The organism is Streptococcus mitis (assembly GCF_003942685.1).
In the GTDB taxonomy this organism is placed as follows: domain Bacteria; phylum Bacillota; class Bacilli; order Lactobacillales; family Streptococcaceae; genus Streptococcus; species Streptococcus mitis_CD.
The window spans coordinates 32,164-57,982 of record NZ_RJNR01000010.1; the positions used below are offsets into that span (position 1 = coordinate 32,164).

The 25,819-nt window shown below is 40.6% G+C and carries 25 protein-coding genes; 23 read left to right on the plus strand and 2 right to left on the minus strand.

Annotated elements, in window-relative coordinates:
* The first annotated feature begins 265 nt into the window (after window positions 1–265).
* From malQ to D8855_RS10830, 3 genes are all read left to right on the plus strand, one after another.
* Window positions 266–1,783: a 4-alpha-glucanotransferase gene (gene malQ, locus D8855_RS07565; RefSeq protein WP_070479571.1), complete on the plus strand. Its 1,518-nt coding sequence runs from the start codon at window positions 266–268 to the stop codon at window positions 1,781–1,783.
* A 25-nt stretch (window positions 1,784–1,808) separates the two neighbouring features.
* A complete protein-coding gene (gene glgP / locus D8855_RS07570) occupies window positions 1,809–4,067 on the plus strand; it encodes a glycogen/starch/alpha-glucan family phosphorylase (RefSeq protein WP_020903394.1) in 2,259 nt (752 codons plus the stop codon).
* A gap of 245 nt (window positions 4,068–4,312) precedes the next feature.
* Window positions 4,313–4,519: a hypothetical protein gene (locus tag D8855_RS10830; RefSeq protein WP_000265676.1), complete on the plus strand. Its 207-nt coding sequence runs from the start codon at window positions 4,313–4,315 to the stop codon at window positions 4,517–4,519.
* Between the two features lie 105 nt (window positions 4,520–4,624).
* Here D8855_RS10830 and D8855_RS07580 read toward each other — a convergent pair whose 3' ends face one another.
* Window positions 4,625–5,473 carry a putative RNA methyltransferase gene (locus D8855_RS07580; RefSeq protein ID WP_049502287.1) on the minus strand — a complete coding sequence of 283 codons (849 nt, stop codon included), beginning with the start codon at window positions 5,471–5,473 and terminating at the stop codon, window positions 4,625–4,627.
* 256 nt (window positions 5,474–5,729) lie between these two features.
* Here D8855_RS07580 and D8855_RS07585 point away from each other — a divergent pair, with 256 nt between their 5' ends.
* Together D8855_RS07585 and D8855_RS07590 are read left to right on the plus strand one after the other, a co-directional pair.
* Window positions 5,730–6,008, plus strand: coding sequence for a DUF6110 family protein (locus D8855_RS07585; protein ID WP_000910903.1), 279 nt, complete (start codon window positions 5,730–5,732; stop codon window positions 6,006–6,008).
* A gap of 1 nt (window position 6,009) precedes the next feature.
* On the plus strand, window positions 6,010–8,073 hold the full coding sequence (locus D8855_RS07590) for a heavy metal translocating P-type ATPase (protein ID WP_125416807.1): 2,064 nt from the start codon (window positions 6,010–6,012) through the stop codon (window positions 8,071–8,073).
* A 77-nt stretch (window positions 8,074–8,150) separates the two neighbouring features.
* Here the strand turns inward: D8855_RS07590 and tyrS are convergent, their stop codons facing one another.
* On the minus strand, window positions 8,151–9,407 hold the full coding sequence (gene tyrS / locus D8855_RS07595; protein WP_000546884.1) for a tyrosine--tRNA ligase: 1,257 nt from the start codon (window positions 9,405–9,407) through the stop codon (window positions 8,151–8,153).
* Window positions 9,408–9,548: 141 nt separating this feature from the next.
* On the opposite strand from tyrS, the gene pbp1b reads away from it, so the two are divergent.
* The 18 genes from pbp1b (at window position 9,549) to tkt (ending at window position 25,793) form a co-directional block, all read left to right on the plus strand.
* Window positions 9,549–11,999 (plus strand): penicillin-binding protein PBP1B, encoded by a 2,451-nt coding sequence (pbp1b, locus tag D8855_RS07600; RefSeq protein ID WP_125416809.1) that lies wholly within the window; start codon window positions 9,549–9,551, stop codon window positions 11,997–11,999.
* A gap of 469 nt (window positions 12,000–12,468) precedes the next feature.
* Window positions 12,469–13,527 (plus strand): zinc-dependent alcohol dehydrogenase family protein, encoded by a 1,059-nt coding sequence (locus tag D8855_RS07605; protein WP_125416811.1) that lies wholly within the window; start codon window positions 12,469–12,471, stop codon window positions 13,525–13,527.
* A 149-nt stretch (window positions 13,528–13,676) separates the two neighbouring features.
* Window positions 13,677–14,042 carry a DUF1033 family protein gene (locus tag D8855_RS07610; RefSeq protein ID WP_000286405.1) on the plus strand — a complete coding sequence of 122 codons (366 nt, stop codon included), beginning with the start codon at window positions 13,677–13,679 and terminating at the stop codon, window positions 14,040–14,042.
* A 75-nt stretch (window positions 14,043–14,117) separates the two neighbouring features.
* Window positions 14,118–15,059, plus strand: a complete 942-nt coding sequence (gene comGA, locus D8855_RS07615) for a competence type IV pilus ATPase ComGA (RefSeq protein ID WP_125416813.1) — start codon at window positions 14,118–14,120, stop codon at window positions 15,057–15,059.
* Window positions 15,007–16,023 (plus strand): competence type IV pilus assembly protein ComGB, encoded by a 1,017-nt coding sequence (gene comGB / locus D8855_RS07620; protein ID WP_125416827.1) that lies wholly within the window; start codon window positions 15,007–15,009, stop codon window positions 16,021–16,023. Before comGA ends, comGB begins: the two co-directional genes overlap by 53 nt.
* Before the next feature lies 1 nt (window position 16,024).
* Window positions 16,025–16,348, plus strand: a complete 324-nt coding sequence (comGC, locus tag D8855_RS07625) for a comG operon protein ComGC (protein ID WP_125416815.1) — start codon at window positions 16,025–16,027, stop codon at window positions 16,346–16,348.
* Window positions 16,311–16,745, plus strand: coding sequence for a competence type IV pilus minor pilin ComGD (gene comGD, locus D8855_RS07630; protein ID WP_185757575.1), 435 nt, complete (start codon window positions 16,311–16,313; stop codon window positions 16,743–16,745). The genes comGC and comGD overlap by 38 nt, the downstream gene beginning before the upstream one ends.
* On the plus strand, window positions 16,708–17,010 hold the full coding sequence (gene comGE / locus D8855_RS07635; RefSeq protein WP_004257457.1) for a competence type IV pilus minor pilin ComGE: 303 nt from the start codon (window positions 16,708–16,710) through the stop codon (window positions 17,008–17,010). The genes comGD and comGE overlap by 38 nt, the downstream gene beginning before the upstream one ends.
* Window positions 16,973–17,434: a competence type IV pilus minor pilin ComGF gene (gene comGF, locus D8855_RS07640; protein ID WP_004257453.1), complete on the plus strand. Its 462-nt coding sequence runs from the start codon at window positions 16,973–16,975 to the stop codon at window positions 17,432–17,434. The genes comGE and comGF overlap by 38 nt, the downstream gene beginning before the upstream one ends.
* Window positions 17,412–17,825: a competence type IV pilus minor pilin ComGG gene (comGG, locus tag D8855_RS07645; protein WP_125416819.1), complete on the plus strand. Its 414-nt coding sequence runs from the start codon at window positions 17,412–17,414 to the stop codon at window positions 17,823–17,825. Before comGF ends, comGG begins: the two co-directional genes overlap by 23 nt.
* 32 nt (window positions 17,826–17,857) lie before the next feature.
* The gene (locus tag D8855_RS07650; protein ID WP_025172898.1) at window positions 17,858–18,445 is read left to right on the plus strand and encodes a class I SAM-dependent methyltransferase; all 588 of its coding nucleotides are present in this window, start codon (window positions 17,858–17,860) and stop codon (window positions 18,443–18,445) included.
* Window positions 18,446–18,505: 60 nt separating this feature from the next.
* On the plus strand, window positions 18,506–19,459 hold the full coding sequence (locus tag D8855_RS07655) for a class I SAM-dependent methyltransferase (protein ID WP_125416821.1): 954 nt from the start codon (window positions 18,506–18,508) through the stop codon (window positions 19,457–19,459).
* A gap of 49 nt (window positions 19,460–19,508) precedes the next feature.
* Window positions 19,509–20,699 (plus strand): acetate kinase, encoded by a 1,191-nt coding sequence (locus D8855_RS07660; protein ID WP_084886490.1) that lies wholly within the window; start codon window positions 19,509–19,511, stop codon window positions 20,697–20,699.
* Between the two features lie 149 nt (window positions 20,700–20,848).
* On the plus strand, window positions 20,849–21,220 hold the full coding sequence (rnpA, locus tag D8855_RS07665) for a ribonuclease P protein component (protein ID WP_000739245.1): 372 nt from the start codon (window positions 20,849–20,851) through the stop codon (window positions 21,218–21,220).
* A complete protein-coding gene (locus D8855_RS07670; protein WP_004236733.1) occupies window positions 21,195–22,019 on the plus strand; it encodes a membrane protein insertase YidC in 825 nt (274 codons plus the stop codon). The genes rnpA and D8855_RS07670 overlap by 26 nt, the downstream gene beginning before the upstream one ends.
* A gap of 17 nt (window positions 22,020–22,036) precedes the next feature.
* Window positions 22,037–23,026, plus strand: coding sequence for an RNA-binding cell elongation regulator Jag/EloR (jag, locus tag D8855_RS07675; RefSeq protein WP_049515763.1), 990 nt, complete (start codon window positions 22,037–22,039; stop codon window positions 23,024–23,026).
* A gap of 50 nt (window positions 23,027–23,076) precedes the next feature.
* Window positions 23,077–23,700: a hypothetical protein gene (locus tag D8855_RS07680; RefSeq protein WP_049499233.1), complete on the plus strand. Its 624-nt coding sequence runs from the start codon at window positions 23,077–23,079 to the stop codon at window positions 23,698–23,700.
* A 116-nt stretch (window positions 23,701–23,816) separates the two neighbouring features.
* The gene (tkt, locus tag D8855_RS07685; protein ID WP_125416823.1) at window positions 23,817–25,793 is read left to right on the plus strand and encodes a transketolase; all 1,977 of its coding nucleotides are present in this window, start codon (window positions 23,817–23,819) and stop codon (window positions 25,791–25,793) included.
* Window positions 25,794–25,819: the final 26 nt, after the last annotated feature.

Consider the following 25,819-nt stretch of genomic DNA (forward strand, 5'->3'; position numbering starts at 1 on the left):
ACGATTGCCTAATTTACAAATGGAAAGTAGAGAGGATTCTCACTTTATTTTTGCTTAATAAGATAAGTGAAAGCCTTATTCCTATTTTGTTTGCTTCCTGAAAGAATATATATACGAGTAAGAAGAAAAAATTTTTAAAAAATAATCAAAAAAGTTATTTAAAACCGCTTGCATTTATCAAGAAAATAAGCTATACTAGTAATAGCGCAAACGTTTGCGTTCATAAAAATGTAATATCTAACTATAAACACACGAGGTGCTTATTATGAAAAAACGTCAAAGTGGTGTGTTGATGCACATTTCTTCTCTTCCAGGAGCATACGGAATCGGATCATTTGGTAAAAGTGCTTACGACTTCGTTGATTTCTTGGTTCGCACAAAACAACGTTACTGGCAAATCCTTCCACTAGGGACAACTAGTTACGGAGATTCTCCTTACCAATCTTTCTCAGCCTTCGCAGGGAACACTCATTTTATCGATTTAGATATCTTGGTGGAACAAGGCTTGTTGCAAGCAAGTGACCTTGAAGGGGTTGACTTTGGTAGTGATGCGTCTGAAGTTGATTATGCGAAAATCTACTATGCACGTCGTCCTCTTTTAGAAAAAGCGGTAAAACGTTTCTTGGAAGTGGGAGATGTTAAAGATTTTGAGAAATTTGCTCAAGACAACCAATCATGGCTTGAACTCTTTGCAGAGTATATGGCTATCAAAGAGCATTTTGACAATCTTGCTTGGACTGAATGGCCAGATGCAGATGCTCGTGCTCGTAAAGCTTCAGTACTTGAAAGCTACCGTGAGCAATTGGCAGACAAGTTGGTTTACCACCGTGTGACTCAATATTTCTTCTTCCAACAATGGTTGAAATTGAAAGCTTACGCTAACGACAACCACATCGAAATCGTTGGGGACATGCCAATCTACGTAGCGGAAGATTCAAGCGATATGTGGGCAAATCCACATCTCTTCAAGACAGATGTCAACGGTAAGGCTACTTGCATCGCAGGATGCCCGCCAGATGAGTTTTCTGCAACTGGTCAGCTTTGGGGTAACCCAATCTATGACTGGGAAGCAATGGACAAAGACGGTTACAAATGGTGGATTGAACGCTTGCGTGAAAGCTTCAAAATCTACGACATCGTTCGTATCGACCACTTCCGTGGCTTCGAATCTTACTGGGAAATCCCTGCTGGTTCTGATACAGCAGCACCTGGTGAGTGGGTGAAAGGTCCTGGCTACAAGCTTTTTGCAGCTGTTAAGGAAGAACTTGGTGAGTTAAACATCATCGCAGAAGACCTTGGTTTCATGACAGACGAAGTTATCGAATTGCGTGAACGTACTGGCTTCCCAGGAATGAAGATTCTTCAATTTGCCTTCAACCCAGAAGACGAAAGCATCGATAGCCCACACTTGGCACCTGCTAACTCAGTTATGTACACAGGAACACACGATAACAATACGGTCCTTGGTTGGTACCGTAACGAGATCGATGATGCGACTCGTGAATACATGGCTCGCTACACTAACCGTAAAGAATACGAAACAGTGCCACATGCTATGCTTCGTACAGTCTTTTCATCAGTTAGCTTCATGGCAATCGCAACTATGCAAGATTTGCTAGAATTGGATGAGGCAGCTCGTATGAACTTCCCATCTACTCTTGGTGGAAACTGGTCTTGGCGTATGACTGAAGATCAATTGACACCAGTTGTCGAGGAAGGCTTGCTTGACTTGACAACAATCTATCGCCGAATCAATGAAAATTTGGTAGAATTAAAGAAATAATACAATATCAGGAGACACCTTAAACATGTTATCACTACAAGAATTTGTACAAAATCGTTACAATAAAACCATTGCAGAATGTAGCAATGAAGAGCTTTACCTGGCTCTTCTTAACTACAGCAAGCTTGCAAGTAGTCAAAAACCAGTTAACACTGGTAAGAAAAAAGTTTACTACATCTCAGCTGAGTTCTTGATTGGTAAACTTTTGTCAAACAACTTGATCAACCTTGGTCTTTACGACGATGTTAAAAAAGAACTTGCAGCTGCAGGTAAAGACTTGATCGAAGTTGAAGAAGTTGAATTGGAACCATCTCTTGGTAATGGTGGTTTGGGACGTTTGGCTGCCTGCTTTATCGATTCAATTGCTACTCTTGGTTTGAACGGTGACGGTGTTGGTCTTAACTACCACTACGGTCTTTTCCAACAAGTTCTTAAAAATAACCAACAAGAAACAATTCCAAATGCATGGTTGACAGAGCAAAACTGGTTGGTTCGCTCAAGCCGTAGCTACCAAGTGCCATTTGCTCACTTCACATTGACATCAACTCTTTACGATATCGATGTACCTGGTTACAAGACAGAAACTAAGAACCGCTTGCGTTTGTTTGACTTGGATTCAGTTGACTCTTCAATCATTAAAGACGGTATCAACTTTGACAAGACGGACATCGCTCACAACTTGACTCTTTTCCTTTACCCAGATGATAGTGACCGTCAAGGTGAATTGCTCCGTATCTTCCAACAATACTTCATGGTTTCAAACGGTGCGCAATTGATCATCGACGAAGCAATCGAAAAAGGAAGCAACTTGCATGACCTTGCTGACTACGCAGTTGTACAAATCAACGATACTCACCCATCAATGGTTATCCCTGAATTGATCCGTCTTTTGACTGCACGTGGTATCGAGCTTGACGAAGCAATCTCAATCGTTCGTAGCATGACTGCCTACACTAACCACACAATCCTTGCTGAAGCTCTTGAAAAATGGCCTCTTGAATTCTTGCAAGAAGTGGTTCCTCACTTGGTACCAATCATCGAAGAATTGGACCGTCGCGTGAAAGCAGAATACAAAGATCCAGCTGTTCAAATTATCGATGAGAGTGGGCGTGTTCACATGGCTCACATGGATATCCACTACGGATACAGTGTTAACGGGGTAGCAGCACTCCACACTGAAATCTTGAAGAACTCTGAATTGAAAGCCTTCTACGACCTTTACCCAGAAAAATTCAACAACAAAACAAACGGTATCACTTTCCGTCGTTGGCTCATGCATGCTAACCCAAGACTATCTCACTACTTGGATGAGATTATTGGAGAAGGTTGGCACCATGAAGCAGATGAGCTTGAAAAACTCTTGTCTTATGAAGACAAAGCAGCTGTCAAAGAAAAATTGGAAAGCATCAAGGCTCACAACAAACGTAAATTGGCTCGTCACTTGAAAGAACACCAAGGTGTGGAAATCAATACAAACTCTATCTTTGATATCCAAATCAAACGTCTTCACGAGTACAAACGCCAACAAATGAACGCTTTGTACGTCATCCACAAATACCTTGATATCAAAGCTGGTAACATCCCTGCTCGTCCAATCACAATCTTCTTTGGTGGTAAAGCAGCTCCAGCCTACACAATCGCTCAAGACATCATCCACTTGATCCTTTGCATGTCAGAAGTTATTGCTAACGATCCAGCAGTAGCTCCACACTTGCAAGTAGTTATGGTTGAAAACTACAACGTTACTGCAGCAAGCTTCCTTATCCCAGCATGTGATATCTCAGAACAAATCTCACTTGCTTCTAAAGAAGCTTCAGGTACTGGTAACATGAAATTCATGTTGAACGGAGCTTTGACTCTTGGTACTATGGACGGTGCTAACGTGGAAATCGCTGAGTTGGTTGGAGACGAAAATATCTACATCTTTGGTGAAGATTCAGAAACTGTTATCGACCTTTACGAAAAAGCAGCTTACAAATCAAGCGAATTCTACGCTCGTGAAGCTATCAAACCATTGGTTGACTTCATCGTTAGCGATGCAGTTCTTGCAGCTGGAAACAAGGAGCGCTTGGAACGTCTTTACAATGAATTGATCAACAAAGACTGGTTCATGACTCTTCTTGACTTGGAAGACTACATCAAAGTCAAAGAGCAAATGCTTGCTGACTATGAAGACCGTGACGCATGGTTGGATAAAGTCATCGTTAACATTTCTAAAGCAGGATTCTTCTCATCTGACCGTACAATCGCTCAGTATAACGAAGATATCTGGCACTTGAACTAAGATACAAGATTTATACCAATACACTTTCCTATAAAGCGAATTTCGATTGAAATTCGCTTTTTTAAATGCTGTGGATTTGGGTCAATCTTGTCTTAAAAAGATAGAAATCATAGACACCTTAAACGCTTAAAATGCTGGTTTTTACTGTCTTCAGCCTTATATTTCTTCGTAGTTGATTACCTCATATCTCTTGTATTCGCTTACACAAAGTATTATAATATGATTATAGGAAAGAAGGTGTTCTTATGTGGAAAAAATATTTTTCAAAATATAAATGGACGGATTTATTTTGGATTCTATTTGTTATTTTAACATGCCTCTTGGCGGGTAATAGTAATCTTTACCCCCTTACCCATCAAGAAATCTCTTATCATGGGTGCTTATCGGGAATTACACTTGCCTTATTCCACTTGCTATTTATTGATAAGTTTTTTATTTCGAATCGAAAATAAATGGAGAAGCTAAAAGCTTTAAATGTTTTAGACTTTTGGGATCGATAGTTTAAAAATTGAAATTTAAAACCGCAGATCTTTTTAAAATGCGGTTTTTTGTGTCAATTATAGTACTCTCCCAACCAGAATCTCAGCCTCAATGGTAATCTCTGTCAAGTTGCTCCAGTCAATCTTGCTCTGGTCGATGTGAAAGAGTAGAGGGGTCATGCTGAGTAGGGCTTGGAGCTGATCTGCTGTGATAGTCTTAGTTAGAGAGGCAGTTTTACTAGATAGGATGGTAAAGTGTTCTTGGAAATGATTTTTGATATCTTGGTTGGAATAATCCTTGTTTGTTAACTGGTCTTGTACCTTCTGACGGATTTCCTTGAGGTGATTTTTAGTTGGAATAACCTTTATCAAGATGCCGTCTTTGGATAAAACGCGACGAAATTCTCCATAGTTAGCAGGTGAGAAGATATCAAGCAGGATATCCATGCTGGCGTCTCTTATAGGAAGACGAGCCAGGTCGCCAACGAACCAATTGACTGCCCAGTTAGGTTCGCTCTTGGCAGCGATTTGGATAGAATCTTTTGAAATGTCAAAGGCATAGAAGGTTTTGTCAGGATGACTTTCTTGGAGTTTACGAGAGTAGAAACCTTCGCCACAACCAATATCCAAGATTGTTGTGGCAGTTTTTGAGCTTGCAAGTAAATCAGAGACGGCCTCTAGAATAGCCTGGTAAAAACCAGCTTCTAGGATTTGTTGACGGTTTTGAAAATTTTCCTTGTCGTAGTTGGTAGATTGCTTGATTTGAGGTGCCAGATTGACATAGCCAAATTTAGCCAAGTCAAAAGAATGGCGATTGTTGCATTTGAGACTGCTCTCTACCAGAGTCAGATTTTCTTGACAGATAGGACAGGCAAAGGCAGTCGCAGAAGCAAAACGCTGAAGTTTGGGTTTGAGGTTTGTATTCATAATTTAAGTGTATCAAAAGAGGCAAATGAAAGCAACTTTAGGAGTGAGTAGATGGGAGATTCAGTAGAAATAAAACTAATACTCTTCGAAAATCTCTTCAAACCACGTCAACGTCGCCTTGCCGTACTCAAGTACAGCCTGCGGCTAGTTTCCTAGTTTGCTCTTTGATTTTCATTGAGTATAATTCTCCAATTTATAAAATGGAATTGCTTTTATATCTAAATTGCTATATAATAATGATAAGGAGGAAATAAGTATGTTAAAAGAAGTATTAAGCGTCGCAAAAGTTGCGAAAAAATCTTCATTATTTTTGGGTGGTGTCGCATTTGGTACCCTTGGTTTGAAAATCTTAGCAAGTAAGGAAGCTAAAAAAGGTTATTCTAAAGCTTTGGCTAAGGCTTACAAGTTGAAAGACGAGCTAGATGCATCTGTTTCTGTTGTGAAGCAACATGGAGACGATGTTTTGCAAGATGCCAAATATTTGTACGAGCAAGAGAAAAAAGAAGAGCAATTAGATAGCCTTATAGGAGAATAATATGTCTTTTAAAGTGCTACATAGAGGATACCAACATATCCGCCTATCATCTTCTTTTTCACTCACCTTGGATATTCAAGACTATCTTCGTTCCTTGGCGAGAGATGAAAAGGGGATTGAGTCTATCCAGTTTTACATGGATCAACAGCACTTTACTCTACGTATAAAAGAAGGCTTTTCTGTATTAGATAATGCAGAAGCCTTTTTAAAAAGAATTGATAAAGGGAAAGTTTCTGAGTTGATGACTCTTCCTGTTCGTAGAGAAGAGAGTGCCTATTCTATCGTTTCAGGTGCAGCGATTAAGCGTGTGCTTTTTCGTAGTCTTGTGCCGTCTCCTATTCGCTATATATGGACTTGTTATCAGGCTTTTGGATATGTTAAAGAAGCCTATCAAACACTAGCGCGTAAGGAACTAACGATGGAAGTCTTAGACTGTTCGGCTATTTTATTGTCTTTGTTTATGAACCAATCCAAGACTGCCAGCAACATCATGTTTATGCTTGATTTGGGGAATCATTTAGATCAGTGGTCCTTGAAAAAAACTGCAACAGATTTAGAACAGAGTCTTCTTGCAAAAGAGAGCGATGTATTCCTAGTACAGGGCGATACGGTTGTTAGTATCAAGAGTTCCGATGTTCAAATAGGAGATGTCTTGGTCCTATCTCAAGGAAATGAAATTCTGTTTGATGGACAAGTAGTTTCAGGTTTAGGTATGGTCAACGAAAGTTCCTTGACGGGAGAGAGTTTTCCAGTTGAAAAAAGAGAGTCTGATTCGGTTTGTGCAAACACAGTCTTGGAGACTGGGGAGCTACGCATTCGTGTAACCGATAATCAGATGAACAGCCGTATTTTACAGCTGATTGAGTTGATGAAGAAATCTGAAGAAAACAAGAAAACGAAACAACGCTATTTCATCAAGATGGCGGACAAGGTCGTCAAATATAATTTCTTGGGGGCTGGTCTGACTTACCTATTAACGGGCTCTTTTTCTAAGGCTATTTCATTCCTATTGGTCGATTTCTCCTGCGCTTTGAAAATCTCTACTCCTGTAGCTTATTTGACAGCTATCAAAGAGGGGTTGAACCGTGAAATGGTGATCAAGGATGGAGATGTTCTAGAGAAATATCTGGAAGTTGATACTTTCTTGTTTGATAAGACAGGAACAATCACAACTAGCTATCCTATAGTTGAAAAGGTGTTACCTTTTGGGGATTATAGCGAGGAAGATATTCTCAGAATCAGTGCCTGTCTTGAGGAACACATTTATCATCCTATTGCTAATGCCATTGTCAAGCAAGCTGAGATAGAGGGGATTGAACATGAGGAAATGCATGGGAAACTCCAATATATTGCAAGCAAGGGAATTAAGTCACATATTGATGGCCAACCAGTTGTTATTGGGAATTATGTCTTGATGCAGGATGAGCAAATTCATATCAGTTCAGAACAAAATGCTTTAATTGAAGAGTACAAGAGTCACTATAATCTCTTATTCTTGGCTTATCAGAATGAATTGATTGGAATGTTCTGCATTCATACTCCTTTGAGAAAAGAAGCAAAAGCAGCCTTGGAGAAACTTAAGGCACAAGGGAAAAAATTGATTCTGGCAACAGGGGACACCCTGGTTAGAACAGAGGAATTAGTCAAAGATTTGCCCTTTGATCAGGTCCATACAGACTTGAAACCTGATGGGAAATTTGAGTTAGTAGAGGAACTGCAGAAAGCAGGTCACACTATTTTGATGGTTGGAGATGGATTGAATGACTCAGCGGCTCTAACCCTATCAGATATCGGTGTGGTGATGAATGAGAGTGCAGACATTTCTAAGCAGATGAGCGATATCTTATTGTTAGATAATCGCTTGGATTTCTTCCAAGAGTTGGATTGGCTATCATCATCTTTGCAAACACTCATCAAGAAGAATATTCAAGATACCGTTGTCGTAAATAGTAGTTTGATTGGCTTTGGCTTATTTAATTGGCTCAGTCCTTCAAATCTCTCTATCTTACATAATCTAACAACCTTGCGCATTGTACTGCGTAGTCTGTCTATTAAAAATAGATAGATGAGATTTATTAACAGCAAAAAGGAGTTACCTTTCTCGAGGATAACTCCTTTGTTTATAGATAAATGTTGAATAGTTTAGTAAGTCAAAACAAAGTATTTTTTCTTCCCACGACGGATAACAGTCAGTTCGTTCTCTAACTTATCTGCGTCACTCAAGACATAGTCAAGGTCTTGGATGCGGTCGCCGTTGACGTAGATAGCTCCGTTTTGGACGTCTTCACGGGCTTGGCGTTTTGAGTTAACCACACCAGATGAGACGAGCAGTTCCACAATATTGTGATTTTCATCTGCTTGAACTTGGTAGTTTGGCACTCCACGAAGTCCTTGTTTGAGCTCTTTAACAGAAAGATTTTTGATGTTTCCTGCAAAGAGTTGCTCAGTGATGTTAAGAGCTTCTTTGTAAGCTTCTTCTCCGTGAACAAGAGTAACGACTTCACGAGCCAAGACTTTTTGTGCCAAACGTTCGTGTGGAGCTGCTTCAAATTGTTTACGGATGTCTTCAATCTCATCGAGTGACAAGAAAGTAAAGATCTTCAAGAAGCGAACAGCGTCAGCGTCCATAACGTTCATCCAAAATTGGTACATTTCGTATGGAGAAGTCTTTTCAGGATTGAGCCAGACGGCGTTTCCTTCTGATTTACCAAATTTCTTACCAGTTGCATCGGTAATCAGTGGTACAGTGATAACGTGACCAGTCTTATCAGCTTTACGACGAAGCAATTCAGTACCAGCTGTCATATTTCCCCACTGGTCAGAACCACCGATTTGAAGCGTTACGTTGTGGTCTTGGTTAAGGACGAAGAAGTCGTAACCTTGCATGATTTGGTAAGCGAACTCAGTGTAAGAAATTCCTGTTTCAATCCGTTTTTTCACAGACTCCTTGCTCATCATGTAGTTGACAGTAAAGTATTTTCCGATATCACGGAGGAAATCAATGAAGCTGATGCTGCCAAACCAGTCGTAGTTGTTGACCATGACAGCCTTGTTTTCCCCATTTTCAAAGTCAAGAAAACGAGAAAGTTGTCCTTGGATAGACTTGACCCAGCCATCTACTGTGTCTTTTGTTTGGAGACTACGTTCAGCATCTTTGAAGGACGGATCTCCGATGAGACCTGTAGCACCGCCAACGAGCGCATAGGGTTTGTGACCTGCTAGCTGCAAGCGACGACTTGTCAAGATTGCGACAAGGTGGCCTAGGTGAAGGCTGTCAGCAGTTGGATCGTAGCCAGTATAATAAGAAACTTGACCTTCTTCTAGGGCTTTACGCAAAGCTTCTTCATCAGTCGTTTGAAAAATCAAACCACGCTCTTTTAGCTCATCAAAAATGTGCATGTGTCTTTTCTCCTTTTTAAAAATATTGTTTCTATCTATTGTATCACAAACTTGGGCAATAGCCTAGTAGAATAGGGAAGAAAGTGGCTATTTTATTGAAAGTTTACCTTTTATGGTATAATAGTTACAGTGAGGAAATCCATGCAAAATCAATTAAATGAATTAAAACAAAAAATGCTGGAATTTTTCCAGCTAGTAAAATCAAAAATAAATCATAAAAAATCAGAGAAAGTCTCAGAAGAGAAGCAGTCGGATGGGACAGGTGGGAAAGTTCTGGCTATCCTAGGTAGCATTTTAGTTGTTATCAAGGGAATTTTGAATACTCTCTTTATTCTAGGCTTTATCGGTGGGCTTTTTGGTGCTGGTGTAGCTCTTGGTTATGGAGTTGCTTTGTTTGACAAGGCCAAGGTTCCCCAATCGGAGGACTTGGTCAAGCAGGTTAAAAATATTTCTTCCATCTCAGAAATTGTTTACGCAGATGGGAGTGTCATTGCTTCTATCGAGAGCGACCTACTGCGAACTTCTGTTTCATCTGAGGAAATATCAGACAATCTCAAAAAGGCTATCGTTGCAACTGAGGACGAACATTTTCTTGAACATAATGGGGTTGTGCCAAAAGCTGTGATTCGGGCGACTTTGGGAACCTTTGCAGGTTTGGGCTCATCTAGCGGGGGCTCGACCTTGACCCAACAGTTAATCAAGCAACAAGTGGTCGGAGATGCTCCGACTTTGGCTCGTAAGGCTACAGAAATTGTTGATGCCCTTGCCTTGGAACGCAGCATGAGTAAGGATGAAATCTTGACCACTTATCTCAATGTTGCTCCCTTTGGTCGAAATCATAAAGGGCAGAATATTGCAGGTGCCCAGCAAGCTGCTGAAGGGATTTTCGGTATCGATGCTAACAAGCTGAGTATTCCCCAAGCTGCCTTCCTAGCAGGTTTGCCACAGAGTCCGATTACTTATTCCCCTTATGAAAATACTGGAGAGTTAAAGAGTGATGAAGACTTAGAACTTGGTTTGAAGCGGGCCAAGGATGTTCTCTACAACATGTACCGCACGGGTGCTCTGACTCAGGAAGAATACGACCAGTACAAGGACTATAATCTCAAACAAGACTTCTTGCCATCAGGAACTGTCAATGTTGTTTCGAGGGATTATCTCTACTTTACAGCTATGGCTGAAGCGACAGACCGTATGTATGATTATTTAGTTCGACAGGACAATGTCTCTAACCAAGAGTTGAAAAATGAAGCGATTCGAAAGGCTTATCATGAGAGAGCTGAGCAGGAACTAAGTAATGGTGGCTACAAAATCACTACAACGATCAATAAAAAAATCCATGCGGCCATGCAAAATGCAGTTGCTAACTATGGTCATTTGGTAGATGATTCGACTGGGCAGCCTGAAGTAGGGAATGTTTTGATGGACAATAAAACGGGGGCTGTTCTAGGCTTTGTTGGTGGTCGTAATTACCAGACTAACCAAAACAATCACGCCTTTGACACCAAGCGTTCACCAGCCTCTACAACCAAGCCTTTGCTGGCCTACGGAATTGCCATTGATCAAGGTTTGATGGGAAGTGCTAGCATATTGTCAAATTATCCTACAAATTTTGCAAATGGTAGTCCGATTGTGCATGGTAGTAGTAAAGGCACAGATATGGTCAATTTGGGTGATGCTTTAAACTATTCATGGAATATTCCAGCCTATTGGACTTATCGCATGCTTCGTGAAAAAGGTGTCGATGTTAAGAGCTATATGGAGAAAATGGGTTACGAGATTCCAGAGTACGGTATCGAAAGTCTGCCTATGGGGGGTGGTATTGAAGTTACAGTTGCCCAGCATACCAATGGTTATCAAACACTTGCTAATAACGGTGTCTACCATCAGAAACATGTGATTTCTAAGATTGAATCATCTGATGGCACAGTAATCTATGAATTCCAAGACAAACCAGTTCAAGTGTATTCGAAGGCAACAGCAACGATTATGCAGAGTTTGCTTCGTGAGGTGATTTCATCTCGGATCACTTCAAGTTTCCAAACGGATTTGGCTTCTATCAATTCAAGCTTAGCTCGTGCAGACTGGATTGGTAAGACTGGTACAACCAATGAAGATGAAAATATGTGGCTCATGCTTTCGACGCCAAGATTGACTCTAGGTGGTTGGCTAGGTCATGATGACAACCGTCCAATGGCTAAGGGGGCTGGGCATTATCGAAATGCCAAATATATGGCCCACTTGGTCAATGCTATCCAACAGGCTGAGCCTGGTGTTTGGGGCAATGAACGCTTTAATCTTGATTCTAGTGTGACTCAATCTCAGGTCCTCAGATCAACAGGGCAGAAGCCTGGCAAAGTATCCGTTAATGGAAGAACAGTGGATCTTTCAGGTTCTACTGTAACGAGCTATTGGGCTACCAAGACGGGAGCTCCTACGACAAGCTATCACTTTGCTATTGGAGGAAGTGAAGCAGATTACCAAAATGCTTGGTCAAGTATTATTGGTAGTTTCTCATCTACACCAAGCTCAAGTAGTAGCTCTAGCAGTACATCAAGTTCATCTTCAACACAATCAAATAGTAGAAGATAGAGCTATAAAATAAAAATCTTAAATAACGGTCTTGAATCTCGTTAAGTGAGAAGCAAGGCCGTTATTGTGCTCTTAAAGACAAACGATATTATAAAAATTGTTAGTAAAATGTCTAATATATATTGCAACTTAGATAATATTGCAGAGATTATTCGTAATTTTAGTATAGAAATTTACTGAAAGTGCAATTGTTTTGGATGTCCTAGTGTTTCAATGATATAGAAGAATATTCTCCATCTATCAGTAATATCATTTTTGTTTAGTCGTTTGATGTTAATCGAAAGTTCTTATGGAGTAGTGAAATTTCTCTTTGTTAAGGATGAAAGCAGACTAGCTTCTGCTTTTTTATCTATATTGCTTTACTGGTAAATAAAATAGTTAAAAAAATCACAAAAACACTTGAAGAAGCAAATGAAAAGGCTTACAATTATATTATAAACAGTACAAATAAAAAAAGGAGGAGTGCTTTATGAAAGCCTATACTTATGTTAAACAAGGACTTGCTTCTTTTGTTGACGTTGACAAACCAGTGATTCGCAAGCCAACAGACGCTATTGTGCGTATCGTAAAAACTACTATTTGTGGAACAGACCTCCATATTATCAAAGGGGATGTCCCTGCTTGCCAAAGTGGTACCATTCTTGGTCACGAAGGAATTGGGATTGTTGAAGAAGTTGGAGAAGGAGTTTCGAACTTCAAAAAAGGCGACAAGGTCTTGATTTCTTGTGTTTGTGCCTGTGGTAAATGCTACTACTGTAAAAAAGGAATTTATGCCCACTGTGAAGACGAAGGGGGCTGGATTTTCGGTCACCTGATTGATGGTATGCAGGCTGAGTATTTACGTGTCCCTCATGCAGATAACACTCTTTACCATACTCCAGAAGACTTGTCAGATGAAGCCTTGGTTATGCTATCAGATATTTTGCCTACTGGGTATGAAATTGGTGTCTTGAAAGGGAAAGTAGAACCTGGTTGTAGTGTAGCCATTATTGGTTCAGGTCCAGTTGGATTGGCTGCTCTTTTAACAGCTCAATTCTACTCACCAGCTAAATTGATTATGGTGGACTTAGACGATAACCGCTTGGAAACTGCTGTATCATTTGGTGCGACTCATAAAGTTAATTCTTCAGACCCTGAAAAAGCCATTAAAGAAATTTATGATTTGACAGATGGTCGTGGTGTGGATGTCGCTATCGAAGCTGTTGGTATTCCTGCAACATTTGATTTTTGTCAAAAGATTATCGGTATAGACGGAACAGTTGCCAACTGTGGTGTACATGGTAAACCAGTTGAATTCGATTTGGACAAACTTTGGATTCGCAACATCAATGTAACAACTGGTTTGGTATCTACAAATACCACTCCACAATTGTTGAAAGCACTTGAAAGTCATAAGATTGAACCAGAAAAATTGGTAACTCATTATTTCAAACTCAGTGAAATTGAAAAAGCCTATGAAGTCTTCAGTAAGGCAGCAGACCACCATGCAATCAAGGTCATTATCGAAAACGATATCTCGGAAGCCTAGGTAGTAACAAGATTTTGGAACATAAGCAAATAGAAATTCAGTCATCATAAGATGGCTGGATTTTTTATCTGGAAATTAAGAAATGAGCATATTTCTTTTCTTGTCTGGCGGAATTGGTTATAATATACGGTACAAAGGAATGAATGAATATGTATCGTGTTATAGAAATGTACGGAGATTTTGAACCTTGGTGGTTCTTAGAAGGTTGGGAAGAAGACATTGTAGCAAGTAAGAAATTTGACCAGTATTATGATGCTCTCAAATACTACAAAACTTGCTGGTTTAGATTGGAACAAGAATCCCCTCTTTATAAAAGTAGAAGTGACTTGATGACTATTTTTTGGGATCCAGAAGATCAACGCTGGTGTGATGAATGTGATGAGTATTTACAACAATACCATTCTTTGGCTCTTTTGCAGGATGAGCAGGTTATCCCAGATGAAAAATTACGTCCAGGCTATGAAAAACAAACAGGTAAGGAAAGGCACCGTTCTTGCCGTATGAAATTAAAATAGAGAAAAAGTAACTTTTTGGAGTTGCTTTTTTTATTTTTCCCAATTTTTGCGAATAGTATAGGTGAGGAGGTAAGTATGGTTCAAGAAATTGCACAAGAAATCATTCGTTCGGCTCGGAAAAAAGGGGCACAAGACATTTATTTTGTCCCCAAGTTAGACGCCTATGAGCTTCATATGAGGATAGGAGATGAGCGCTGTAAAATCGGTTCTTATGATTTTGAAAAGTTTGCGGCTGTCATCAGTCACTTTAAGTTTGTGGCGGGTATGAATGTTGGAGAAAAGAGACGTAGTCAACTTGGTTCCTGTGATTATGCCTATGACCAAAAGATGGCGTCTCTACGTCTATCTACTGTAGGCGATTATCGAGGGCAGGAGAGTCTGGTGATCCGCTTGTTGCATGATGAGGAGCAGGACTTGCATTTTTGGTTTCAGGATATTGAAGAATTGGGTAAGCGGTACAGGCAACGTGGTCTCTATCTCTTTGCTGGTCCAGTTGGAAGTGGCAAGACGACCTTGATGCACGAATTGGCCAAGTCTCTCTTTAAAGGACAGCAAGTTATGTCCATAGAAGATCCGGTAGAAATCAAGCAGGACGACATGCTTCAGTTGCAGTTGAATGAGGCGATTGGACTAACCTATGAAAATCTCATCAAACTTTCCCTACGTCATCGACCAGATCTCTTGATTATCGGAGAAATTCGAGACAGCGAAACGGCGCGTGCAGTGGTCAGAGCCAGTTTGACAGGGGCGACAGTCTTTTCAACCATTCATGCCAAGAGTATTCGAGGTGTTTATGAGCGCCTGTTGGAGTTGGGTGTGAGTGAGGAGGAATTGGCAGTCGTTCTGCAGGGAGTCTGCTATCAGAGATTAATCGGGGGAGGAGGAATTGTTGACTTTGCAAACAAAGACTATCAAGAACACCAGCCAACTAGCTGGAATAAACAGATTGACCAGCTTCTTGAAGATGGACATATCACAAGTCTTCAGGCTGAAACGGAAAAAATTAGCTACAGCTAAGCAAAAAGATATCATCACCTTGTTTAACAATCTCTTTTCTAGCGGTTTTCATCTAGTGGAGACCATCTCCTTTTTAGATAGGAGTGCCTTATTGGACAAGCAATGTGTGACCCAGATGCGCACGGACTTGTCTCAGGGGAAATCATTCTCAGAAATGATGGAAAGTTTGGGCTTTTCAAATGCCATTGTCACTCAGTTATCCCTAGCGGAAGTCCATGGAAATCTCCACCTGAGTTTGGGAAAGATAGAAGAGTATCTAGACAATCTAGCCAAGGTCAAGAAAAAATTAATTGAAGTAGCAACCTATCCTTTGATTTTGCTGGGTTTTCTTCTCTTAATCATGCTGGGGCTACGGAATTATCTACTACCACAACTGGATAGTAGTAATATTGCCACCCAAATTATCGGAAATCTGCCACAAATTTTTCTAGGCATGGTAGGGTTTGTTTCTCTACTTACCCTTTTAGCACTAACTTTTTATAAAAGAAGTTCTAAGATGCGCGTCTTTTCTATCCTAGCACGCATTCCTTTTCTTGGAATCTTTGTGCAGACCTATTTGACAGCCTATTATGCGCGTGAGTGGGGGAATATGATTTCGCAGGGAATGGAGCTGACGCAGATTTTTCAGATCATGCAGGAACAAGGTTCCCAGCTCTTTAAAGAAATCGGTCAAGATCTGGCTCAAGCTCTCCAAAATGGTCGCGAATTTTCTCAGACGATAGGAACCTATCCTTTCTTTAGGAAGGAATTGAGTCTCATCATCGAGTATGGGGAAGTCAAGTCCAAGCTGGGGAGTGAGTTGGAAATCTATGCTGAAAAAACTTGGGAAGCCTTTTTTACCCGAGTCAACCGCACCATGAATTTGGTGCAGCCACTGGTTTTTATCTTTGTGGCCCTGATTATCGTTTTACTTTATGCGGCAATGCTCATGCCCATGTATCAAAATATGGAGGTAAATTTTTAAAATGAAAAAACTCATGACATTCTTGAAAAAAGCGAAAGTGAAGGCTTTCACACTTGTGGAAATGTTGGTGGTCTTGCTCATCATCAGCGTGCTTCTCTTACTCTTTGTACCTAATCTGACCAAGCAAAAAGAGGCGGTCAATGACAAAGGAAAAGCTGCTGTTGTTAAGGTTGTGGAAAGCCAGGCAGAGCTTTATAGCTTAGATAAAAATGAAGATGCTAGCCTAAGTAAGTTACAAGCAGATGGGCGAATCACAGAAGAACAGGCTAAAGCTTATAAAGAATACCATGCTAAACAAAAAACCAGTCAAACCGTTGCAGATTAAGGCCTTTACCATGCTGGAAAGCCTCTTGGTTTTGGGACTTGTGAGTATCCTTGCCTTGAGCTTGTCCGGCTCTGTCCAGTCCACTTTTGCGGCGGTAGAGGAGCAGATTTTCTTTATGGAGTTTGAAGAACTCTATCGGGAAACTCAAAAACGCAGTGTAGCTAGTCAGCAAAAGACTAGTCTAAACTTAAATGGGCAGACGATTAGCAATGGCAGTCAAAAGTTGACAGTTCCTAAAGGAATTCAGGCACCATCAGGCCAAAACATTACATTTGACCGAGCTGGGGGAAATTCGTCCCTGGTTAAGGTTGAATTTCAGACCAGCAAAGGAGCGATTCGCTATCAATTATATCTAGGAAATGGAAAAATTAAACGCATTAAGGAAACAAAAAATTAGGGCAGTGATTTTACTGGAAGCAGTGGTTGCTTTAGCTATCTTTGCCAGTATTGCTACCCTCCTTTTGGGACAAATTCAGAAAAATAGACAAGAAGAAGCAAAAATCTTGCAGAAAGAAGAAGTTGTGCGTGTAGCTAAGATGGCTCTGCAGACAGGTCAAAATCAGGTAAACGTAAACGGAGTTGAGATTCAGGTATTTTCTAATGAAAAGGGATTGGAGGTCTACCATGGTTCAGAACAGTTGTTGGCTATCAAGGAGCCATAAAATCAAGGCTTTTACCCTGTTAGAATCCCTGATTGCCCTCATTGTCATCAGTGGAAGTTTACTTCTCTTTCAAGCCATGAGTCAGCTCCTCATTTCAGAAGTTCGTTATCAGCAGCAAAGTGAGCAAAAGGAGTGGCTCCTATTTGTGGACCAGTTGGAGGCAGAATTAGACCGTTCGCAGTTCGAAAAAGTGGAGGGCAATCGACTCTATATGAAGCAGGATGGCAAGGATATCGCTATAGGTAAGTCAAAATCGGATGATTTTCGGAAAACCGATGCCAGTGGACGAGGCTATCAGCCTATGGTTTATGGCCTCAAATCAGCTCAGATTACAGAGGAGAATAAACTGGTTCGCTTTCATTTTCAGTTCCAAAAAGGCTTAGAAAGGGAGTTCATCTATCGTGTGGAAAAAGAAAAAAGTTAAGGCAGGAGTCCTCCTCTATGCGGTAAGCATAGCAGCTATCTTTAGTCTCTTGTTACAATTTTACTTGAACCGACAAGTCGCCCACTATCAAGACTATGCTTTAAATAAAGAAAAGTTGGTTGCTTTTGCCATGGCCAAGCGAACCAAAGATAAGGTTGATAAGGAAAGTGGGGAACAGGCCTTTAATATGGGTCAGGTGAGTTATCAAAATAAGAAAACAAGCTTAGTGACAAGGATTCGTACGCCTAAGAGCCAATATGAGTTCATCTTTCCTTCCGTCAAAATAAAAGAAGAGAAAACGGATAAAAAGGAAGAGGTAGCGACCGATTCAAGTGATCAAACAGAGAAGAAAAAAACAGAAGAGAAGGTTGAAAAGAAAGAGAATTCCTAGCCAATCAAGCTACTTTGTGCTAAACTAAAAATATGAAACATGATTTTAACCACAAAGCAGAAACTTTTGATTCCCCTAAAAATATCTTCCTTGCAAACTTGGTTTGTCAAGCAGTCGAGAAACAGATTGATCTTCTATCAGACAAAGAAATTTTGGATTTCGGTGGAGGGACGGGTCTGTTAACCTTGCCCCTAGCCAAGCAGGCCAAGTCTGTAACATTGGTGGATATTTCGGAGAAAATGCTGGAGCAAGCTCGTTTGAAAGCGGAGCAGCAAGACATCAAGAATATCCAGTTTTTGGAGCAAGATTTACTGGAAAAACCCTTGGAGAAAGAGTTTGATCTCATTGTTGTTTGTCGGGTTCTTCATCATATGCCTGATTTGGATGCGGCTCTCTCACTGTTTCATCAACATCTGAGAGAAAATGGACAACTTTTACTTGCTGATTTTACCAAGACAGAAGCTAGCCATCATGGATTTGAATTGGTTGAACTGGAAAACAAGCTAGCCCAGTTTGGTTTTTCATCTGTGCATAGTCAGATTCTCTATAGCGCTGAAGACCTGTTTCAAGGAAATTACTCAGAACTCTTTTTAACAGTAGCCCAAAAATCACTCGCCTAGTCAGGGAGTGATTTTTCTATAAGGATGGAAAAAAGAAGGGAAATTTGATAAGATAGGAATATGGATTTTGAAAAAATTGAACAAGCTTATACCTATTTACTAGAGAATGTCCAAGTCATTCAAAGTGATTTGGCGACCAACTTTTATGACGCCCTGGTGGAGCAAAACAGCATCTATCTGGATGGAGAAACTGAGCTAGAGCAGGTCAAAGAGAACAATCAGGCCCTTAAACGTTTAGCGCTACGCAAAGAAGAATGGCTCAAGACCTACCAGTTTCTCTTGATGAAGGCTGGGCAAACAGAACCCCTACAGGCTAATCACCAGTTTACACCGGATGCTATTGCCTTACTTTTGGTGTTTATTGTGGAAGAGTTGTTTAAAGAGGAGGAAATCACTATTCTCGAAATGGGTTCTGGCATGGGAATTTTGGGCGCTACTTTCTTGACCTCGCTTGATAAAAAGGTGGATTACTTGGGAATGGAAGTGGATGATTTGCTGATTGATTTGGCAGCTAGCATGGCAGATGTAATTGGTTTACAGGCTGGCTTTGTCCAAGGGGATGCCGTTCGTCCACAGATGTTCAAAGAAAGCGACGTGGTCATCAGCGACTTGCCTGTCGGCTATTATCCTGATGATGCCGTTGCGTTGCGTCATCAAGTTGCTTCTAGCCAAGAACATACTTACGCCCATCACTTGCTCATGGAACAAGGACTTAAGTATCTCAAGTCAGATGGATACGCTATTTTTCTCGCTCCGAGTGATTTGTTGACCAGTCCTCAGAGTGATTTGTTGAAAGGGTGGTTGAAAGAGGAAGCGAATCTGGTTGCGATGATCAGTCTGCCTGAAAATCTCTTTGCTAATGCTAAACAATCAAAGACGATTTTTATCTTACAGAAGAAAAGTGAAACAGCAGTAGATCCTTTTGTTTATCCACTTGCTAGCTTGCAAGATGCAAGTGTTTTAATGAAATTTAAAGAAAATTTTCAAAAATGGACTCAAGGTACTGAAATATAAAATAGATTTTGTTATAATAGATGAAAACGCTTAAAAGAGGAGTCTTGTTATGACAAAAACAATTGCAATCAATGCGGGAAGTTCAAGTTTGAAATGGCAATTATACTTAATGCCAGAAGAAAAAGTATTGGCGAAAGGTTTGATTGAACGTATCGGTTTGAAAGATTCAATTTCAACTGTAAAATTTGATGGTCGTTCTGAACAACAAATTTTGGATATCGAAAATCATACACAAGCTGTAAAAATCTTATTGGATGACTTGATTCGTTTCGATATTATCAAGGCTTATGACGAGATTACAGGTGTTGGCCACCGTGTTGTTGCCGGTGGAGAATATTTCAAAGAATCAACAGTTGTTGAGGGAGATGTTTTAGAAAAAGTTGAAGAGTTGAGCTTGTTGGCTCCTCTCCACAATCCAGCCAATGCGGCAGGTGTTCGTGCCTTCAAGGAATTGTTGCCAGACATTACCAGTGTAGTTGTTTTTGATACTTCATTCCACACAACTATGCCAGAGAAAGCTTATCGCTATCCTCTACCAACAAAATATTACACAGAAAACAAGGTTCGTAAATATGGTGCCCACGGTACAAGTCACCAGTTTGTAGCAGGAGAAGCAGCAAAACTCTTGGGCCGTCCATTAGAAGACTTAAAATTGATTACTTGCCACATCGGTAATGGTGCTTCTATTACAGCTGTTAAGGGTGGTCAATCTGTCGATACTTCAATGGGCTTCACTCCACTTGGTGGTGTGATGATGGGAACTCGTACAGGGGATATTGACCCAGCTATCATTCCTTACTTAATGCAATATACAGAGGACTTTAACACGCCTGAAGATATTAGTCGAGTCCTTAATCGTGAATCAGGCCTTATGGGTGTTTCAGGCAAATCTAGTGATATGCGAGATGTGATTGCTGCTATGGAAGAAGGGGATCACGATGCCACTTTAGCCTATGAAATGTATGTTGATCGCATTCAAAAACATATCGGTCAATACCTTGCGGTCCTAAATGGAGCAGATGCTATTATCTTTACTGCAGGTATCGGTGAAAATGCTGCAAACGTACGTGAAGATGTTATCTCAGGTATCTCTTGGTTTGGCTGTGATGTTGATCCAGAAAAGAACGTCTTTGGCGTGACAGGAGACATCTCAACAGAGGCAGCGAAGATCCGTGTATTGGTTATTCCAACTGATGAAGAATTAGTCATTGCCCGTGACGTTGAACGCTTAAAAAAATAACTAAAATCAGAAAAAATATTCCGTACAAGGAGTTGGGAAAGAGATTTTTCCAGCTTCTTTTTATGGTGAAATTGTCCAAAACCTTGCTATGATTGGCTTTTTTGAAAAATATGGTATAATAGTAGTAATTTAATAGATGGAGTTGAGTTTTGAAGAAAAACTTTCGTGTAAAAAGAGAGAAAGATTTTAAGGCGATTTTCAAGGAGGGGACAAGTTTTGCCAATCGCAAGTTTGTTGTCTACCAACTAGAAAATCAGAAAAACCATTTTCGAGTAGGTCTATCAGTTAGCAAAAAACTGGGGAATGCCGTCACTAGAAATCAAATTAAGAGACGGATTCGTCATATTATCCAGAATGCCAAAGGGAGTCTGGTAGAAGATGTCGACTTTGTTGTCATTGCTCGAAAAGGGGTCGAAACCTTGGGATACGCAGAGATGGAGAAAAATCTACTCCACGTATTAAAATTATCAAAGATTTACCAGGAAGGAAATGGGAGTGAAAAAGAAACTACAGTTGACTAGTTTGCTAGGACTGTCCCTATTTATCATGACAGCCTGTGCAACAAATGGGACAACTAGCGATATTACAGCCAATTCGGCTGATTTTTGGAGTAAATTTGTTTACTTCTTTGCGGAAATTATTCGCTTTTTATCGTTTGATATCAGTATCGGAGTGGGGATTATTCTCTTTACGGTCTTGATTCGTACACTGCTTTTGCCAGTCTTTCAAGTGCAAATGGTGGCTTCCAGAAAAATGCAAGAAGCTCAACCACGCATTAAGGCGCTTCGAGAACAATATCCAGGTCGAGATATGGAAAGCAGAACCAAGCTAGAGCAAGAAATGCGTAAAGTCTTTAAAGAAATGGGTGTCAGACAGTCAGATTCTCTTTGGCCGATTTTGATTCAGATGCCGGTTATCTTGGCCTTGTTCCAAGCTCTATCAAGAGTTGACTTTTTAAAGACAGGTCATTTCTTATGGATTAACCTTGGTGGTGTGGATACAACCCTTGTTCTTCCGATTTTAGCAGCAGTATTCACCTTTTTAAGTACTTGGCTGTCCAACAAAGCCTTGTCTGAGCGTAATGGAGCTACGACTGCGATGATGTACGGTATTCCGGTCTTGATTTTTATCTTTGGGGTTTATGCTCCGAGCGGAGTCGCTCTCTACTGGGCAGTGTCCAATGCTTATCAAGTCTTGCAAACCTATTTCTTGAACAATCCATTCAAGATTATTGCAGAGCGCGAGGCTGTAGTACAGGCACAGAAAGATTTGGAAAATAGAAAAAGAAAAGCCAAGAAAAAGGCTCAGAAAACGAAATAATAAGGAGGAATCTGGTAATGGTAGTATTTACAGGTTCAACTGTTGAAGAAGCAATCCAGAAAGGATTGAAAGAATTAGATATCCCAAGACTGAAGGCTCATATCAAAGTCATTTCTCGTGAGAAAAAAGGATTTCTTGGTTTATTTGGTAAAAAACCAGCCCAAGTGGATATTGATGCTATTAGTGAAACGACAGTTGTAAAAGCAAACCAACAAGCTGTAAAGGGAGTTCCGAAGCAAATTAATGATTTGAATGAGCCTGTTAAAACAGTCAGTGAAGCAACTGTTGATTTGGGTCATGTTGTAGAGGCAATTAAAAAGATTGAGGAAGAAGGCCAAGGTATTTCTGATGAAGTCAAGGCTGAAATCTTAAAACATGAAAGACATGCCAGCACTATCTTAGAAGAAACTGGTCACATTGAGATTTTAAATGAATTACAACTTGAAGAAACTGCTCTCGAAGAAGAAGTAGAAACTCCTATTATTGAAAACCAAGCTGAGCAAACTGAAAGTCAAGAACTAGAAGACTTGGGCTTAAAAGTTGAACCGAGCTTTGATATTGAACAAGTAGCTACGGAAGTAACGACTTATGTTCAAACAATTATTGATGACATGGATGTTGAAGCTACACTTTCAAATGACTATAACCGTCGTAGCATCAATTTGCAAATTGATACTAACGAACCAGGTCGTATTATCGGCTACCATGGTAAAGTCTTGAAGGCCTTGCAACTATTGGCTCAAAATTATCTTTACAACCGCTATTCAAGAACCTTCTACATTACTATTAATGTCAATGATTATGTTGAACACCGTGCAGAAGTCTTGCAGACCTATGCGCAAAAATTGGCGACTCGTGTTTTAGAAGAAGGACGCAGTCATCAGACAGATCCAATGTCAAATAGCGAACGCAAGATTATTCATCGTATTATTTCACGTATGGATGGCGTGACCAGTTACTCTGAAGGTGATGAGCCAAATCGTTATGTTGTCGTAGATACAGAATAAGTAAAATCAGGGTTATCCTGATTTTTTGCTAACTGGAGGAGATTAAATTAATGTTGAATAAGATAAGAGACTATCTAGACTTTGCTGGTTTACAGTACCGTAATCCTGATAAAGCGGGAGAAGAACGAGAGAAAATGATGGCATTTCGCTACAAAGGTCAAGAGGCCAGAAAGGCTTTTACAGAGCTAGCCAAAGCCTTTCAAGCAAGCCATCCAGAATGGCAACTCCAACAGACTAGTCAGTGGATGAACCAAGCGCAGCGCTTGCGACCACATTTTTGGGTTTATCTACAGAGAGACGGACAAGTGACAGAACCTATGATGGCCTTACGTTTATATGGAAGTCCTTCTGATTTTGGTGTTTCACTAGAAGTGAGTTTTATTGAACGTAAGAAGGATGAGAAGACTCTAGGCAAGCAGGTTAAAGTTTTAGAAATTCCAACCGTTAAAGGGATTTATTATCTAGCCCACTCTGATGATCAAAGTCAACGGTGGGAGGCGAACGAAGAAAATCGTCAAATTTTAAGAAATAAACTATCCAATCAGGAAGTCCGAAAAGTTTTAGTTAAGGCAGATGTTTCTTTTATAGAAAATCAATCATTAGAAGTGATTTTAGAAAAATTAGATGAAGCTTATGAACGCTTACTTCCCTACTATCAGGCGACCAGAGAATAGAAAATAGATGACTTATATAGCGTCGAATTGTTTAATTGCTATTCTATGTATTTTTTCATATAATAGTAAAATAGAATGTGTGATTCAATAATCACCTCAAATAGAAAGGAAATTCTATGTCAAATCTATCTGTTAATGCAATTCGTTTCCTAGGTATTGACGCCATTAATAAAGCCAACTCAGGTCACCCAGGTGTGGTTATGGGAGCGGCTCCGATGGCTTACAGCCTCTTTACAAAACAACTTCGTATCAATCCAGCTAAACCAAACTGGATCAACCGCGACCGCTTTATTCTTTCAGCAGGTCATGGTTCAATGCTTCTTTATGCCCTTCTTCACCTTTCTGGTTTTGAAGATGTCAGCATGGATGAGATTAAGAGCTTCCGTCAATGGGGTTCAAAAACACCAGGTCACCCAGAATTTGGTCATACAGCAGGGATTGATGCTACAACAGGTCCTCTAGGGCAAGGTATTTCAACTGCCACTGGTTTTGCCCAGGCAGAACGTTTCTTGGCAGCTAAGTATAACCGTGAAGGCTACAATATCTTTGACCACTATACTTACGTTATCTGTGGAGATGGAGACTTGATGGAAGGTGTCTCAAGCGAGGCAGCTTCATACGCAGGTTTGCAAAAACTAGATAAGTTGGTTGTCCTTTATGATTCAAATGACATCAACTTGGATGGTGAGACAAAAGATTCCTTTACAGAAAGTGTTCGTGACCGTTACAATGCCTACGGTTGGCATACTGCCTTGGTTGAAGATGGAACAGACTTGGAAGCAATCCATGCAGCTATCGAAACAGCTAAAGCTTCAGGCAAACCATCTTTGATTGAAGTGAAGACTGTTATTGGATACGGTTCTCCAAACAAACAAGGAACTAATGCCGTACACGGTGCTCCTCTTGGAGCAGATGAAACTGCAGCAACTCGTCAAGCCCTTGGTTGGGACTACGAACCATTTGAAATCCCAGAACGAGTATATGCTGATTTCAAAGAACATGTTGCAGACCGTGGCGCATCAGCTTATGAAGCTTGGACAAAATTAGTTGCTGATTATAAAGAAGCTCATCCAGAACTTGCAGCAGAAGTAGAAGCCATCATCGACGGACGTGATCCAGTTGAAGTGACTCCAGCAGACTTCCCAGCCTTAGAAAATGGTTTCTCTCAAGCAACTCGTAATTCAAGCCAAGATGCCTTGAATGTTGTGGCGGCTAAGTTACCAACCTTCCTAGGTGGATCAGCGGACCTTGCTCACTCAAACATGACTTATATCAAGACTGACGGACTTCAAGACGATTCCAACCGCTTGAACCGCAACATTCAGTTTGGTGTTCGTGAATTTGCCATGGGAACAATCTTGAACGGGATGGCTCTTCATGGTGGACTTCGTGTATACGGTGGAACTTTCTTCGTCTTCTCTGACTATGTGAAGGCAGCTGTTCGCTTGTCAGCCTTACAAGGACTTCCCGTGACTTATGTCTTTACCCACGATTCAATCGCGGTTGGGGAAGACGGTCCAACGCACGAACCAGTTGAGCATTTAGCAGGTCTTCGTGCCATGCCAAATCTGAATGTTTTCCGTCCAGCAGATGCGCGTGAAACTCAAGCAGCTTGGTACCTTGCAGTGACAAGTGAGAAAACGCCAACTGCCCTTGTCTTGACACGTCAGAACTTGACTGTTGAAGAGGGAACAGACTTTGACAAGGTTGCAAAAGGTGCCTATGTTGTCTACGAAAATGCAGCAGACTTTGATACAATCTTGATTGCAACAGGTTCAGAGGTTAATCTTGCTGTCTCAGCTGCCAAAGAATTGGCTAGTCAAGGCGCAAAAGTCCGCGTAGTCAGCATGCCATCTACAGATGTCTTTGATAAACAAGATGCAGCATACAAGGAAGAAATTCTTCCAAATGCAGTTCGCCGTCGTGTTGCAGTCGAAATGGGTGCAACTCAAAACTGGTACAAATATGTTGGTCTAGATGGTGCTGTTCTTGGTATTGATACCTTCGGAGCCTCTGCCCCAGCACCAAAAGTATTGGCAGAATATGGCTTTACTGTCGAAAATCTTGTAAAAGTCGTTCAAAATTTGAAATAATCCTAAAAATCAGGGCGCAAGCTCTG